Source organism: Flavobacterium sp. GT3P67 (assembly GCF_004349155.1).
Lineage (GTDB): Bacteria > Bacteroidota > Bacteroidia > Flavobacteriales > Flavobacteriaceae > Flavobacterium > Flavobacterium ranwuense.
This window is the reverse complement of sequence record NZ_SMLF01000004.1, coordinates 99585-116803: the sequence shown is the minus strand read 5'-3', so window position 1 is coordinate 116803 and position 17219 is coordinate 99585. Positions and strand designations below refer to the sequence as shown.

The 17219-nt window shown below is 38.9% G+C and carries 11 protein-coding genes; 8 read left to right on the top strand and 3 right to left on the bottom strand.

From position 1 onward, the window contains the following. The first annotated feature begins 88 nt into the window (after positions 1-88). The 7 genes from E0H99_RS08630 (at position 89) to E0H99_RS08600 (ending at position 11926) form a co-directional block, all read left to right on the top strand. Positions 89-934: an RteC domain-containing protein gene (locus E0H99_RS08630; RefSeq protein WP_131993888.1), complete on the top strand. Its 846-nt coding sequence runs from the start codon at positions 89-91 to the stop codon at positions 932-934. Positions 935-1210: 276 nt separating this feature from the next. Next, positions 1211-1519, top strand: coding sequence for a helix-turn-helix domain-containing protein (locus tag E0H99_RS08625; protein WP_131993885.1), 309 nt, complete (start codon positions 1211-1213; stop codon positions 1517-1519). Positions 1520-1602: 83 nt separating this feature from the next. Beyond that, complete coding sequence (locus tag E0H99_RS08620) at positions 1603-3057, top strand: DUF3945 domain-containing protein (protein WP_131993882.1); 1455 nt, start codon at positions 1603-1605, stop codon at positions 3055-3057. 60 nt (positions 3058-3117) lie between these two features. Further along, positions 3118-5205 carry a type IA DNA topoisomerase gene (locus E0H99_RS08615; RefSeq protein ID WP_131993879.1) on the top strand — a complete coding sequence of 696 codons (2088 nt, stop codon included), beginning with the start codon at positions 3118-3120 and terminating at the stop codon, positions 5203-5205. Then, positions 5205-6107, top strand: a complete 903-nt coding sequence (locus E0H99_RS08610) for an ORF6N domain-containing protein (RefSeq protein ID WP_131993876.1) — start codon at positions 5205-5207, stop codon at positions 6105-6107. The genes E0H99_RS08615 and E0H99_RS08610 overlap by 1 nt, the downstream gene beginning before the upstream one ends. Before the next feature lies 1 nt (position 6108). After that, on the top strand, positions 6109-6543 hold the full coding sequence (locus E0H99_RS08605; RefSeq protein WP_131993873.1) for a DUF1896 domain-containing protein: 435 nt from the start codon (positions 6109-6111) through the stop codon (positions 6541-6543). Beyond that, positions 6533-11926 carry an N-6 DNA methylase gene (locus E0H99_RS08600; protein WP_131993870.1) on the top strand — a complete coding sequence of 1798 codons (5394 nt, stop codon included), beginning with the start codon at positions 6533-6535 and terminating at the stop codon, positions 11924-11926. The genes E0H99_RS08605 and E0H99_RS08600 overlap by 11 nt, the downstream gene beginning before the upstream one ends. A gap of 61 nt (positions 11927-11987) precedes the next feature. Here E0H99_RS08600 and E0H99_RS08595 read toward each other — a convergent pair whose 3' ends face one another. Next, positions 11988-12905: an RES domain-containing protein gene (locus tag E0H99_RS08595; RefSeq protein WP_131993867.1), complete on the bottom strand. Its 918-nt coding sequence runs from the start codon at positions 12903-12905 to the stop codon at positions 11988-11990. A 214-nt stretch (positions 12906-13119) separates the two neighbouring features. After that, positions 13120-15120: a conjugal transfer protein MobC gene (mobC, locus tag E0H99_RS08590; RefSeq protein WP_131993864.1), complete on the bottom strand. Its 2001-nt coding sequence runs from the start codon at positions 15118-15120 to the stop codon at positions 13120-13122. A gap of 210 nt (positions 15121-15330) precedes the next feature. Between mobC and E0H99_RS08585 the strand changes: the two genes are divergently transcribed. Beyond that, positions 15331-15888, top strand: a complete 558-nt coding sequence (locus tag E0H99_RS08585; protein ID WP_131993861.1) for a hypothetical protein — start codon at positions 15331-15333, stop codon at positions 15886-15888. 27 nt (positions 15889-15915) lie between these two features. Here the strand turns inward: E0H99_RS08585 and mobB are convergent, their stop codons facing one another. Continuing rightward, entirely contained in the window at positions 15916-17217 is a 1302-nt protein-coding gene (gene mobB / locus E0H99_RS08580) for a conjugal transfer protein MobB (RefSeq protein WP_131993858.1), read from the bottom strand. Positions 17218-17219: the final 2 nt, after the last annotated feature.

The window sequence follows — 17219 nt, the reverse complement described above, 5'->3', positions numbered from 1 at the left end:
ATATTTGAAAAACGATTGAATCATTTAATGCTGTCTGCAATGAAATATACAAATGAATTAATTATTCGCTTTATTAGTTATTATGATTATGGAGTCTACTTATAAAGATGCTCTTTACAGTATACTGAAAAAAGAACAGGAAATTAGTTTGGAATCAGTGCATGTTATTGATGAATCCTATCGTATGATTGTTTTTCTTCAGGATTTACTTTCAGATATGAAAAAACGTGTGCTAGATCATCATTTTACAGAAGAAAATGAAGAAATTGAATTTTTTAGAATCATTAAGCCACAAATACTTGGAAAGTTGATTTATTATAACAAAGTTTATAGAATAGAGACCTCTTGTCCGGTAAACAGTGGTAAAATGTACTATAAATACTTTTCCTGTGAATTACAGCAGTTAAAGAATGAATACAAAGAACATATCTGTAATTCTGATTTTTACCGGTATTATCGTTCAGGACGGACAGATAGAGATCATGATTTTTTTAAATTAGGGAAAATAAATCTTAATACGGGTCTTAACAGCTTTATCTTTGAAGTTGATACTCAATTCTCTACTTATTATGATTACAAAGTGTCGCGCATTATAGCCGATGAATTGCTTTATAATTACTTGATTCTCAAAATCAATCCTGTCGACAAACCTGATATGGTTTTACAAAATGCCGAATCTACTAAAGATATCTTTTGGACAGAATCTAAAAACGCGATGATAGAATTGATTTATGCGCTATACGTATCTGGTGCGATTTCCAATGGTAAAATCGGAATACGTAAAATTAGTTTAGTTTTTCAGCTATTATTCCGTACACAATTGGGGGATATTCATCATGCGTTTCATCGTATGAAAGACCGTGCAGGTAACCGCACTTTATTTTTAGACCAGCTCAAATCTTCTTTAGAGCATTATATGGATAAAGATCTATAAATAATTATAATCTTCTATTATTTTAAAGCAGTGTTTTATTACACTGCTTTTTTTATATCTACCCATCCTTACCCATTGGCAAAATGTTTCTCCAATTCGAGTTTCTTTGATAGTGTAAATTCAAATTTAGTTTAATTATTAATAATTGTCTGTATTGTAGAAATTTCCAAAATCATGATTTTCAATTGGTAAAGCTTGGCAGAAAATACAACAAATAGCCTCCAATTTTGCATATATCATTAATCGAAAAGTAATAATTGATTAAAACATATCTATATGAATATCGACAGAATAGAATTTATGGCTTGGATGGAGCGAATCATGGAGCGATTTGACATCCTTATGGAATTGGTAAGCGGGGCTAAAAATCAAAGTACTATTATTGATGGAGAAGAGCTGTTGGACAATCAGGATATTTTGCAAATGCTGAAGATAAGCGCACGATCCCTGCAACGTTACCGCTCTTCGGGCAAGTTACCCTATTATACAATTAGTGGGAAAATTTATTATAAGCTCTCAGATGTGCACCAGTTCATCAGAGAAAGCTTTAGCTCTCCCATGTCCAAAGCAAAAGTCAACGGCTGACAAATGATGTCAATTAAAGCCAACCAAAGAGAAACAGTGACAGCTTCTTTACTTTCGGCATTGAAATAGAAAATATTCAGATTATGAGCGAACAAACTTTAGATATACCAAAATCTCCCGAACAATTATCCGAGATATTATTGGTCTTGGATAAAGAGAAAAAGAAAATTCAGGCTGTAAAGGGCATTGATAAAAATGGCAAGCTGGAAACCGTTGAACCTATAAAGAAAAACCAAAACCAGTTTGTGCGGGTGGATAAGCACGGTGATTTCTTTTCCAACTTCTTTTCCAACTTCGTCAGTCAATTAAAGAACCCAACTAATTTTTCATTTTTCAAAGTTCCTGAACCTGTCGCTATTGATATGGCAAATGAAATGCAAAAACAGTTGGATAGACCAACTCCCGGAGGGGAACAGCTGATGAAGCAACACGAAGTGAAAGCAGAACCTGATAAAAATAATAATAAACATGAAAATAAAAATAGAATGGAAACAACACAGACAACATCAGAAAAAAGCGAATACCGCTATAAACCAGAACAGATTGACTGGGAAACAATGAACAGTCTCGGGCTGAACAAAGAAAAACTTGAAAAGATGAACCTCCTTGATCCTTTATTGAGAGGGTTTAAAACCAATGAGCTTGTACCTGTAAGCCTTAATCTAGGCACTGCCGTTACCCGAATGGATGCAAGGCTGTCTCTGCAACAAAATGATGAAGGAGTGGTTGTGGTTGCCATTCACGGTATTCGCAAAGAGCCTAACCTGAATTTTGCTTTTTTTGGTCATGAGTTCTCTAAAGAAGATAAAGAAAATCTACTTAAAACAGGCAATATGGGGCGCGTGGTCAATCTGACCAATCCTAAAACGGATGAGACCATTCCCTCTATTGTCAGCGTGGATAGGCTGACTAATGAGCTTATTGCTCTGCGAACAGACAAAATCAAAATCCCTGATGAGATCAAAGGCGTGAAACTGGATGATGTACAAAAGCAAACCCTAATGGAGGGTAAGCCGCTTCATATCGAGGGTATGACTGCCAAAAAAGGAACTTCGTTTGATGCTACCGTACAATTCAATGCCGACAAACGTTTTGTAGAGTTCTTGTTTGACAGAAATAATACCAATAAGCAAACACAAAACAATCAGCAAAGCCAGTCGCAGGAAGCCCCTAAAACTTTTCGCGGTAAAGAACTGGATAATGAGCAATACCAAAAGTTCAAAGACGGCCAAACCGCATATGTTAGTGGCTTAGTGGATAAGAAAGGTAAAGAATACAATGGTTACATCACTTTCAACAAGGAAACCAGTAAGACGGATTTCTCTTTTCAAAATCCGAACAAAATCAAAGAAGAGGCAAAACCTGCTGAAGCTCATAAAACGCAAACTGCGGTCAATTCTGATGGGAAAACCAATGAAGCGACCAAGAATATCAAAGAGCCTTTAAAATCAGGACAAAAAAATCCCGACAGCAAGGGTCAGCTGGAGGAACAGGAAGCAGCCAAAGCGCCGACCAAATCTAAAGGACGTAAAATGTAATGTGTCATGAAATGCCTTTTGCATTCCATGTGACAAATAAAAAACAGTAAAAATAAACACATGAAAGTAGTTATTGCAGAAAAACCAAGTGTAGCAAGGGAAATAGCCAGCGTGTTGGGAGCCTCCGGAAAAAAGGATGGCTATCAGACAGGTAACGGCTATTATGTTACGTGGGCTTTTGGACATTTGGTGGGATTGGGTATGCCGGAAGATTACGGCATTTCCGGATTTCAGAAATCGTCCCTGCCGATACTTCCCAATCCTTTTTTATTGACCGTCCGAAAAGTCAAAAAAGACAAAATCTATACAGCAGATGCAGGAGCGTTAAAGCAGTTAAAGGTAATTGAACATCTCATTGACCGTAGTGAAAAGATAATTGTCGCAACCGATGCCGGGCGTGAGGGTGAACTGATATTCCGCTATATCTATGAATACCTCAAAAGCAACAAACCCTTTCAACGTCTTTGGATTAGTTCGCTGACCGAAAAGGCAATCAAGCAGGGTTTTGACAACCTAAAACCTGGTAGCGATTTTGACGGATTAAATCAGGCAGCGCAGGGCAGGAGCCGAGCGGATTGGCTTTTGGGCATCAACGCTTCTCAGGCATTAAGCATTGCCGCAGGCAACGGCATCTATTCGCTCGGAAGAGTGCAGACACCTACACTGGCTTTGATATGTAAGCGTTATCAGGAAAACAGAAATTTTTCGGTGGAGCAATACTGGCAGATACAATTGTTCCATACAAAAGAATTCACAGACTTTAAATGCCTTTCCAAAAACAAATGGGAAGATATAAAGCAGGCGGAAGATACATTAAAGTCCATCCAAAGAAATGGGAATACTGCTACTGTTACATCTGTAGAAACCAAAAACGTGACGGAACAACCGCCTCTGCTGTTTGACCTGACAGGCTTGCAAAAAGAAGCCAATAATAAATTGAATCTGACGGCTGAAGAAACCTTGAACATTGCCCAAAGCCTGTATGAAAAGAAATTTATTACTTACCCGCGTACTGGGAGTAAATATATTCCTGAAGATATGTGGGCAGAGATTCCTAATCTTATCAGGGCTTTGCAGGATATGGGAGCCTTCAAGCAAGCAGTAACCAAAGTGAAATGGGGGCATTTCAATAAACGTATCGTAAATGACCTTCGTGTTACAGATCATCATGGTCTGCTGATTACGGACAAAATCCCATCAGCATTACAGGCTAAGGAAAATGCCGTTTACAATATGATTACCTTTCGACTACTGGAAGCAATTTCACAAGCCTGTAAAAAAAAGATAACCGATATTAATTTACAGGCTTTGCATTATGATTTTGCCCTGAAAGGCTGCAAGATGTTGGAACCAGGTTGGCGGTCCATCAAAGGCAGTTTTTCCGATAATGATACTGGACCTGTGCAGGAATTACCCGAACTGAAAAAAGGTGATGAACTTAAAATCAAAGATGCTTCGGTTTTGGAAAAGAAAACCAGACCACCTGTGCTTTATACTGAGGCCGGACTTTTATCAGCTATGGAAACGGCAGGAAAGGAGATTGAAAATGAAGAGGAGCGAAAAGCAATGCAAAACGTAGGTATTGGTACACCAGCCACAAGAGCCGCCATTATTGAAACCCTGTTTAGCCGTAACTATATCCAAAGGGAAAATAAATCCCTGATACCTACCGATAAAGGATTGCAAGTCTATGAACTGGTCAAAGACAAGAAAATTGCCGATGTAGCAATGACCGCAGAGTGGGAGCTGGCTTTGCAGAAAATTGAAAACAACGAAAGTAATGCGGAAGCTTTTCAAAAAGAAATGGAAATCTATGCCACATCCATTACCAATGAATTGTTGCAAACGGCCATTGCACAAGAAAACCTGCCTAGCCTTGTTTGTCCTAAATGCAAAAAGCAGCAACTGATTATAAGGGATAAAATTGTTAAATGTACTGATGAGGTCTGCAACTGGGTACAGTTCCGAAATGTATGTGGTGTGCAGGTAGGTATAACTGATATTGAAAGTCTTGTCAATACTGGCAGAACTTCTCTTATCAGAGGAATGAAAAGTAAAGCTGGAAAGAAATTCGATGCCTATATTGTATTGAATGAGAAAGCGGAAAGCTCCTTTGAATTTGAAAAATCTAAACTTCCGAAGAAATAATGAGCAATTCTATCGCTACCCGTCAGGAAATTGAGAACCGAATTTATACTATAAGAGGGGAGCAGGTTATGCTCGACAGCGATCTCGCAAGGATTTATCAAGTAGAAACTAAAGTCTTCAATCAGGCTGTAAAGCGGAATACAGACCGCTTTCCCAAAAACTTCCGTTTCCAGTTGACCCAAGATGAATTTGATACTATAAACTTGAGGTCACAATTTGTGACCTCAAGTTTGAATTACGGGGGAAGGCGTTATCTGTCTTATGCTTTTACCGAGCAAGGTATCGCTATGCTTTCGGCAGTACTCCGTAGCGATATTGCCGTAAAAGTTAGTATCGAGATAATGAATGCATTTGTCGAAATGCGTAAGATGCTTGTTGATAACGCAGCTTTGTTTCACCGACTGGATAAGATGGAACTGAAACACACAGAAGCAAACCAGAAATTTGAAGAAATCTTTAAGGCTCTCGAAAGCGGAAAGTTGCACAGTGAAAAGGGCATTTTCTATGATGGACAAATTTTTGATGCCTATGCCTTTGTATCGGATACTATCCGCAGTGCCCAAAGTTCCATTATTCTTATTGATAATTATGTAGACGATACAGTGCTAACCTTGTTGGGCAAGAGAAATATTAATGTTACCGCAACAATCTATACCAAAAGGATAAGTAATCAGCTACGGTTGGATGTGCAACGATATAATAGTCAATATCCTCCGGTTGAAGTTGAAGTTTTTTCGGATGCCCACGACCGTTTTATAATCATTGACAATACCGAACTCTACCACATCGGAGCATCATTGAAAGATGTGGGTAAAAAATGGTTTGCCTTTTCGAGAATGGATATTGAGATTGGCCGAATGCTCCAAAATTTATCCATTAAGCAAAACATAAACAAAATATAGTATGGATACACAGCAAAAAGACCTGTCGTATTTTTGGTTACGACTACAAGAACTATTGACTACAAGCTTTCCTGAAAAAGCGTATGATGTTAAATTTATTGACCAGCGTTCAAGTTGGGCTTCCAATGCTTATGAAGGAGCATTTCGGGCAGGAAACCCCGTCAGTCAATGCGATCATATTGCTGATTATGTTTTATTTGAAGGATTGTACTTCTCCAGATTTGATACCGTTTTTCAGTTGGTATGCAATGAGTTTGATACTAGAATGGCAGACGAAGAACTACGACCGTTAGCCTTAAAGATGTTGCCTGTTTGCGACTCTGTTTTTACAAACTACAAATTGACGGATGACTTTGCCTATTCTTCGGAGTTTGACCTGCTCTATACCGAACTGACTGGAACAATAGCCATTTGGATAGAAGAAAATGGGCTTTAGTAAACGTCAACATCTCCAAAGGAATATTGATGCCTTACGAATTGCTTTTAAAGTGGAAAAAGAGAACCGCAAAGCCTCCGTAGGTGAAAGACTGCTAATGATGCAATACAGCGGATTTGGCGGTCTAAAATTTGTTTTGAACCCTGTTCAAAACTCGATAGATATCAACCATTGGAGAAGGGGCGAGCACGAACTTTTTCAGCTCACACAGGAACTCCATCAGGTTTTACAAGAGAATGCTGCTGGTGAAAAACAATACCGCAGGTATGTGGACAGTATGCGGAGTTCCGTACTTACGGCATTTTACACGCCGCCTTTGGTAATTGATGCTATTTCCGTTTCCTTAAAAGAAAGTGGTGTAAACATCCAAAAATTTCTGGAACCTTCTGCCGGTATCGGCTCTTTTATACAATCTTTTGCCGATAGAGACTCACCACAGGTTACCGCTTATGAAAAGGATCTGCTTACAGGTAAAATTTTAAAGCAGCTCTATCCTGACAGTGCTGTCCGAATAAACGGTTTTGAAGAAATACCCGAAAGAGAACAAAACAGCTACGATATAGTAGCCAGCAATATCCCTTTCGGTGATACTTCCGTTTTTGATCTTTCCTATTCCAGAAGCAGGGACACTGCAAAAGTACAGGCTACCCGAAGCATACACAATTACTTTTTCCTGAAAGGAGCCGATATGCTCCGTGAGGGTGGCATACTGGCTTTTATCACTTCACAGGGTGTACTGAACAGCCCTAAGAACGAAACCATTCGTAAGGCATTGATGAAGGATAATAATCTGGTTTCAGCAGTCCGATTGCCAAACAACCTGTTTACGGACTATGCTGGTACGGAAGTCGGTAGCGACCTTATTATCCTGCAAAAGAACACTGCAAAGCAAAGTTTGACCCAAGCGGAAGAACTGTTTTGTCAAAGCCAAATAGCGGAATACAATACACCAAACAATGCCTTGTTTCAGGATAACGTAAGGATTGTCCATACTACACGTGTGCTTGGCACTAATCCTTACGGACAACCTACATTTATCTATACGCACACGAATGGTATGGAAGGAATAGTCAAAGACCTGAAGCAAATGCTATTGGAAGATTTTGGGAAGCATCTGGACACTGCTTTGTATAAAGGTGAACGGAACGATGCGTCTGTCATACAAATTCCGATAACACCAACGGTTACACCTTCTGTCGTCGAGTCAGTAACTATTACATTGGAAACACAGACTTTATCTGCTTCAACAACAAATAAGGACATTGTAAAAGAGGAAAGGCAACTAAGCATTTTTGATCTCTTTGAAAATTCAGAAGAACTGGCGGCTGTTGCCACTCCTGTTAAAGCAGTCGCAACAACAAAACAACCAGCCAAAAGAAAAAGAACTGTGAACGGGTATCAGGGAAACCTGTTCAGCGGTTTGATGCAGCAACCTCCTGTTTCTATTTCTCTTGTAAATAACAATACCCCAAATGAAAGGAATACGCAGGAAGTTATCGGCGATTTGTTTTCAGGACTGAACGGAAATGGTCTAGCCGAAAAGATTACCGCAGGCAACACTATTCCCGAACCTGCAATTTATACCAAAGAAATACAATCTTTTCATCGTAACGATTGCCTTGCAGTACATAACGGCTGGGTCGGCTATCTTAAAGATTTTGATAACGATAAACAGGAGGTAATGTTTCATCCTTTGCAATTATCGTCCTTGCAGAAAGCAAGAGCTGAAGCCTATATTTATGTACGGGATAGCTATCTAGATTTATATCAGAAGGAAGCCGAACTGCAAATCGAACATAAAGAAGAGAGAGAAACATTTAATAAGGCTTACGATGCCTTTGTAAAAAGGTACGGCAACCTAAACAGTGCTGATAATATCAAGCTTATCAAAACAGACAGTTCAGGTAAGGAAATTCCTTATCTGGAACGTGTGGTGGGCGGTGTGGTACACAAAGCGGATATCTTCCACCGTCCTGTAAGCTTCTCCATTACCACATTGGCTACCGATAATCCCGATGAGGCGTTAGCTGCATCGCTGAACAAATACGGCAACATTGATCTGGGTTATATGTCCCAAATCAGCGGTATGCCATCTGACGATTTGAAAGCGGCATTACGCGGACGCATTTTTTACAATCCTTTGGAAAAGGAATATGAAATAGCTGAAAGATGGGTAGCTGGTAATGTGGTGGAGAAATCCGCAGCCGTAAAAACCTGCCTGGAAAACAATCCCGATGATGTAAAGACTAAAGAAAGCCTTACGGCTTTAGAAGAAGCCCGACCAAGACGTATCGAATTTGAAGAGCTGGATTTCAATCTCGGGGAGCGCTGGATACCGACAGGGATCTATGCCCGTTTCGCTTCTCATCTTTTCGATACGGAGGTGCGCATCCAGTATTCCGAGACTTCTGATGACTTTTCTATAAAATGCGATCAGAAAAATGTGCATATATGGGATAAATATGCCGTCAAGTCTGAAAGCCGAACATTTGACGGGATTGCTCTGCTGAAAAATGCATTAGTCAATACCACTCCTGATATTACCAAAAAGGTCAAGATTGATGATAAGGAGGTCAAGGTACGGGATATGGAAGCCATACAGATGGCTAATACCAAGATTGATGAAATACGTACAGTCTTTACCGAATGGCTTCACGCCCAAAACGATGAGTTTAAAAAAAGGCTGACCGACCAGTATAACGATATCTTTAACTGCTTTGTACGTCCGCAGTACGACGGAAGCCATCAGGAATTTCCCGGGCTGGACAGAAAAGGCTTGGGCATTAGAGACCTGTATTCGAGCCAAAAGGATACGGTATGGATGATTAAGCTGAACAACGGTGCCATTTGCGACCACGAAGTAGGAGCCGGAAAGACATTGGTGATGTGTACCGCAGCACAGGAGATGAAGCGTTTGGGAATGGTACACAAACCTATGATAATAGGATTGAAAGCCAATGTTCATGAGATTGCAGAAACGTACCGTAAAGCTTACCCACACGCTAAAATTATGTATCCTGGCAAAGAAGATTTTACCCCACAGAAAAGACAAGGGATTTTCGGAGATATTAAAAACAACGATTGGGACTGCGTGATATTGACCCATGACCAGTTTGGCATGATACCCCAGTCACCAGAAATGCAAAAGGAAATCCTGCAAGTCGAACTCAACAGCGTGGAGGATAATCTTGCCACCTTAGAAGCTCAGGGCAAAGAGATTTCAAGGGGAATGCTCAAAGGTGTAATCATAAGGAAACAAAACCTTGAAGTTAGGCTGAAAACATTGGAACACGACATCGAAAACCGAAAAGATGATGTAGTGGACTTTAAGATGATGGGCATCGACCATTTATTTGTTGATGAAAGCCACCAATTCAAAAATCTGATGTTCAATACCCGCCATGACCGGGTTGCAGGTTTGGGCAATATGATGGGAAGTCAAAAGGCCATGAATCTGCTTTTTGCCATCCGCACCATTCAGGATCACATACAAGGAGATATGGGCGCTACCTTTCTTTCGGGAACAACTATCAGCAATTCCTTAACCGAGCTATATCTATTGTTCAAATATCTGCGTCCAAGAGCATTGGAAAAACAAGGGATTAATTGCTTTGATGCATGGGCGGCTATCTATGCAAGGAAAACGACTGATTATGAGTTTTCGGTAGCGAATAATATCGTGTCAAAAGAGCGCTTTCGTTACTTCATCAAAGTGCCGGAACTGGCACAGTTTTATTCGGAAATCACAGATTACAGAACCGCTAAGGATATTGGTATAGATCGTCCGGAAAAGAACGAGGTGCTCTATAATATACCGCCTACATCGGATCAGGAAGTATTCATCCAGAAATTGATGGAGTTTGCCAAATCAGGTAATGCTACCTTATTAGGAAGACCTCCGCTGACAGATCGGGAAGAAAAAGCAAAGATGTTGATTGCTACAGATTATGCCCGTAAGATGTCGCTCGATATGCGGATGGTAAGCGGCAAATACGATGACCACCCCGATAACAAAGCTTCCCATTGTGCTGCTAATATTGCTAAATACTACCAAAAGTTCCATGCGCAGAAAGGAACGCAGTTTGTCTTTTCTGACTTAGGTACTTACAAGCCAGGAGAATGGAATGTCTATGGGGAAATCAAGCGCAAACTTGTAGAAGACCACGGCATACCAGCACATGAAGTCAGTTTTATACAGGAGGCTAAAAATGATAAGCAACGTAAGGAGCTAATCAGTGGTATGAATGAGGGAAAAATCCGTGTGCTGTTTGGTTCTACCGCTATGTTGGGAACCGGTGTAAATGCACAGAAAAGAGCCGTTTCCGTTCACCATTTGGATATTCCGTGGCGACCAAGCGATCTTGCCCAACGTGACGGAAGAGCTGTCCGGAAAGGCAATGAAATCGCCAAATTTTTCGCCGATAACAAGGTGGATGTAATTATCTATGCAGTCGAAAAATCGCTGGACAGCTACAAGTTTAATCTGCTGTACAATAAACAGCTTTTTATTGACCAGCTTAAAACCAACAATCTCGGAAAGCGGACTATTGATGAAGGCAGTATGGATGAAAAATCGGGTATGAACTTTTCGGAATATGTAGCTATCCTTTCAGGCAATACCGATCTTTTGGAAAAAGCGAAGCTGGAAAAACAGATTGCCGGACTGGAAAGTGAGAAGCAGGCATTCAACCGTTCCAAGTTCAGCTCCAAACACAAGCTGGAAGATATTACCGCTGCACTGGAGTCTGCCGGGTCACGATTGGAACGAATGAGCCTTGATTGGAAAAACCTGCAACAACGCTTACAAAAACGACAGGATGGTACGATACTGAATCCTGTACTACTTGATGGATTATCGCCTAATGCAGATATGAAACAGATTGGAGCCAAGCTTAACCAGATTGCAGATAAAGCCCGTACTGGTGGTCAATATGAAGAAATAGGCAGCCTATATGGGTTTGCATTGTTGGTTAAAACCGAAATGTCCGAAAAAGAGGGTGTTGATATTAGGGTCAATCGGTTTTTGGTACAAGGCGAGGGTAATATAAAATACACCTACAATAATGGATTGATTGCTAATGATGAAAAGCTTGCATCAATGAATTTCCTTAATGCTTTGGAAAAAATACCCGGCTATATCGAACAGGAACAAAAGAAAATCGAAGTACTGCAAAAAGATCTCCCTGTACTTCAGGAAATGGTCAATGGTACGTGGACAAAGGAAAGGAGGCTGAGCGAACTAAAAACCGAACTCGCGGCCATTGAAAGGAAAATCCAATTATCTATTGCTCCCGAACCTAAAGAGCAGCTGGCTGAAGAGGAAAAAAAAATAATTAAAATCAATGATATTCAGGTTCAGGAAAGACCTGCTGTACGATTATAGGTAATTTTTAACGACCAATTCAGTTTAAGTGAATTACTCAAGTAATAGCTATTGCCGTTAGTTATACTAAGTCAGCTACGTGTTCAGACCACATTTTTATCAATGTTGGCTCATCACATTCCTTTAAATCCCATTCAAAATTTGAATTGTTTTCGCCAAAGCCTTTTGCATGATAATAATTAGCCATAGTTGCATTCATTTTATTTTTGTGCATCCTATGCGTCGAAACCTTTGTTAATGTGAGATATTTATCGACTATATCTGGTCGTAAAACTATATTTTGTCCTTGATAACCTGTCTGTACACTTGGATATAAAATACCTGGGTGATTTCCTTCGGTCATCAATAAATCTGCATAAGCAACTGCAATTTTATAATCATGATGAGAGCGTGTTTTACGTGCAAATTCTTGACTGAATAACTGTAATTGTCTTAGTGCAAGTTCTCTCATTGGTTCTTGCATCAAATCTTTATAGTATTTTTGAAAAGCAGCAGCGGTTTGCGGATTTTCCTTAATAGCGTTTTCGCTAAAAACAATTTCTGGAACTACCAATTCTTTGTTTGTTCTCCATCTACTTAAAGTAAATAATTCTCCCTCAGTATTCACGGCATCATTGTCTCTTATTAGTGTTGAAGTTTCTACATATGCAGTCGTTCTGTTTTCTTTAATTCGTTCACTTGTTAAAGCACCATAGAATAATGGCTGATGTGGTTTGTTAGCTCTCCCGAATCCAGTTAGGCAATCAGCAATTATTTTTTCATCAGTTATATATGATAATTCGCTCTGTGAAGTGAAAAACGGTTTTCCTTTATTTAATCTCACTCTGTCAATATCTGCTCCTTTATGTAGTTTTGCTAGAGCTATTGGTATATGACGAATAGATTCTTTAATTAACGTTTTAATATCTTCATATTCAATTTTATCTAATCGGTCTCTGTACGCTACTATTTCGTTTAGTGCTTTTTCTTGTATAGTCATAATCTTAATATAATTGCCGGCAACTTGTTTATACTTTTTAAAATATGCTGCCAGTAGAACTAATTGATGTTGGCTTTGCTCCGTAAGTGTATGTAATTATTCTGGTGATAAATATACTCTTTTTATATACCCTAAAAAAGGTTTTTGATAGTGGAAAAATTGCTTAACGCCATTGTAAATCTGAGATATATAACATATACATCGGCCTTTTCCATTATTTTTTTTGTACCAAATGTTGCAAATCAGGATCATTTTTAATACGTTCCAATTCAGTTTCAACAACCTGAACAATGTCCCGCTTTATCTGTTTATAATTGAGTTCAATTTCTTGTTTCATTTTGTCTTCTCCTTGTTCGTCTACAAAGGATAAAATTTCCGGTATTTTTTGATAAGTCTTGGTTTCGGTTGCTACTTTTTCATTATCCACAACAATTTCAGCGTGGAATATTTTCTGTTCAATACGTTCGTCAAAATTATCCGAAACTGCTCCCACAAACATACCTTGCGTGAGTGTGGAAATTTTGGAAGCGGGGATAAGACTGTCCAGTTGTGTAGATATTGAAGTAGATTTGTCGTTTCTGTTAATAGTTAGGCTTTGTCGTTTCTGTAACACTTTTCCAAAGCGCTCAGATAGACTTTTTGCTGTTTCGCCAACCACTTGCCCACTGAATATATTACCTACGGTATTTTGTATAACCTTACTTTCTTTGTCTCCATAATCACGAGTTAATTGCGAATAATCCTGAAACCCCAAACAAACAGCTACCTTATTACTTCTGGCAGTAGCAATCAGATTATCCAGTCCACGAAAGTAAATGGTAGGCAGCTCATCAATGATAACGGAACTTTTAAGCTGTCCCTTTTTATTAATCAGTTTCACAATTCTTGAATTGTATAATCCCAACGCTGCGGAATAGATATTTTGACGGTCTGGATTATTACCAACACATAAAATTTTAGGTTCTTTCGGATTGTTGATGTCTAATGAAAAATCATCTCCAGTCATTACCCAATACAATTGTGGTGAGATCATTCTTGATAAAGGAATTTTTGCTGATGCTATCTGCCCCTGTAACTGGTCTTGTGCGCCGCCTTGCCAGGCATCCATAAAAGGGGATAAATAATTTTCCAATTCCGAATAGGTGGTTAGGATTGTAAAGACGTCAGCGTATTTTTTGTTGAGCAGTTCAATGGCGTGAGGGAACGTGCAGTATTTGCCGTTTTCATAGATTTTAAGAAACCAAATAATGGCAGCCAATAAGATGATTGGAGATTCTACAAAGAAATCCCCCTGCTTTTGTATCCAACTCCTGTTAAGATTCAGCATGATGGTGTACGCCGATTCGTAAGCATCGGATATATCGGTCATAAAATCTGGATTTATGGGATTGCAACGATGGCTTTTTCTAGGGTCATCAAAATTAATGACGTAGAATTTCGGTTTTACCTTGTACTTATCAGTGTGTTTTAGTAAATGATTATAGGCAATTGTAGATAGGTCGTCAAACTTAAAATCATAGATATACATTGAAAAACCTTTTTCAATATGCTGCTTGATATAGTTGTTTACTACAGCATACGATTTACCCGAACCGGGTGTGCCCAATACAATGGTCGCCCTAAAAGGGTTTACAATATTGATCCAACCATTATGCTGTTTTTTGTTGTACCAGAATTTGGTGGGTAAGTTCACGGAAAATTCATTTTGCATTAGCTTAGTTTCCTGCATAAAACTTTCATTCTCATTGTTGAAAACATCCTCCATCAGGTTGGTACGGAGCAGACGGCTAATCCAAACTCCTGCAGCCATAAGGGAGATATAGCCCAAACCTGTGGTAAGGATATAAAGAAATGCAACGATGTTTAATGACAGTTTTAACAATGATGTGCTCAGAAAGAATAGTACAAAACCAATTCCCAAAACCACATAAATTTTTGTCCAGGTTATCTTTTCATTCTTTACGCCTTTTGTTCCCAAACAGCTTAATGCTAATAATATCAAAGCAAATATTTTGGTATATAAGATGTGTGAAAACAAGCCAGCCGTTCTGTCGAAATTGCCTAAAATTTTGTTGATGATTTCTAATGTCCAGCCATGTTCCATAAAGAAACCGTAACAAAACCAATAAAGGTGCATTAGTACCAAAAGGATACTCACTGCCCGCATAAAAGCCATTATTTTGGCTAAACCTCTTAAATCGTCTTCTCCTTGCATTTTCTAATTATTAAATGTTCGGGTGTTAATTTAAAGGCAGTGTAGCGTGGCTTTAAAAAAGTGGCAGGCATTAGCGGTGCGTGGCAGTGTTTGGCGTTAAGTGGCTCCAACCAGGTTCAGATTTAATAATGATTTTTTATTAAATTTATACTCTTGAAAAATTTTTGGGTTATCTCATCAATTTGATAATCAATATTAAAGGGGAATAATATGAATAGGAATAATCCTGATGCTGATCCGGCAGAAAGTGAAGATGAATATATAGCTCGGAAAAGAGAAGAAAGTGATTCTGCTACAGGACTAATGTTTGTGGTCGTTGAGGGTTTTATTTTCGTCTTAAAAATCGCTGCTATTTTCGGTATGTTTTTTTATGCCGGATTTTTACTGTCTCAAAAGTTCTGGGGAGAAGAAACCGACAAATTTAAAATTTGTGGTCTCTCCCTATTATTTACCTACCTTATTTTCTGCATTATTTATTTCTTTAAAGGAACTATCATTGGTTTGCAGGCAAAGAATAGGCAGCTATGGATATTACCTTGGGTAATATGTGTGTTAATATGCTGTATTATTCCCGCACTCATAGTAAAATCATTCGTTGCAGGTATGTTTAATCTGACAGAACGACAAAGTATATTGTGTATTGGATTGAGTTGGGGAGCATTTATACTTTTTTCATTATATGTCTATGGTATTTATCAGTTCAAGACACCAACTGTTCCGAAGATTTTGTACTGGAGCTATGCATTGGGATTGAAAGTGTCTTTATAATCAGGAGTTCATAATAAACAACAAAACCTACTGACCTCTCTTACTTCTTCTTTTCTTCTTCATTTTATTGGTAAAGTCCTGTTCTTCATAATCTTCTCCGTGTGCTTCAGGCAACAGTCCCCCAAAACTTTCCACAATACTAGTTTCATTTGTGCTGGAAGCGGGGACTTCTTTGTTTAGGAAATCGAATAATTCATGGGGCTTTTCGGCTGGTAGATCTTTCATTGCGTTGTGCTGAGATATTTTAGGATGAGGTTCGTTAAGCCTTTTTATTTCCGGTTTGATATTATGGTTCCAATAATCATTAAAGGTATTGGCCGAAAGATCTTTCCCTAATCTGGAGCCATTCCAAACGGTTCTGGAATTGTGGTCGATAAACGTAATGCCATAAATGCGTCCTGTATCATTTCTACGAACAATTACATTAACTCCCTGTTCCGCTAATTGCTTCTTAAAGTTCTTTTCATCATTTGTCGATTGGAAGGCAATTTCAATCGAAGCTTTGATGGTTAGTTTTGCTGTATGGTTTTTTAAGGCTTCCTTGGATTCTTCAAAATGTCCTTCCAAAGCCGGAATCCCTGCATTTTTACCGAATAGGGAAGCCTTGAGTGGATGCCCGGCTTTTTCTCCTTTTTCATTAAAAGGAAAGTATAATAAGCCTTGCTTGATTTTTCCTTGTAGTTCTCCCTCTATTTTTTCAGTGGTAATATTAAACAGGGAAAGCAAAGCATTATATTCCCCCAACGTCTGGAATTTATAATACTTAGGCAGATAACGGACAACCGAAGCAATCTGGCTTTTTATATCTCCTGTTTGGTAATTAACGGGACGAAAAATCTTTTCATTCTGCCGATGTCCTTTCTCCATAGCCGGTAGTAATCCATATTTGTTTTCGAGTTCACGGCATACATTCATAGACCGTCTTTTTTCAAACCTATCCGAAATCTTTTTGCCTTCTTCATCCACACAAACCGAAACGATATGGATATGTGTGCGGTCAATATCCGTGTGCTTGAATACTACAAAAGGTTGTTCCCCATAACCCAGCTCCTGCATATACTCCTGAGCCATCAGTTTGAATTTTTCATCACTTACATTATCCTTCGGGTCAGGATTGAGTGAAATATGCAAAATTGGTTTTTCAGTATTGCGGTTGGCTATCAGATAAGGTTCAAAAGATGGGACCAATTGAGCAACGGAATATTGCGCATTAGGTGTTTCAATTATTCTATTGGTAAACAGAATTTGCCCGTTTTCCTTCTCGACTTTGAGCTGATTGTATGCCAAAGCTCCGTGTAAATTGCTCCCTCTTCCGATTTTCGCTATCATTT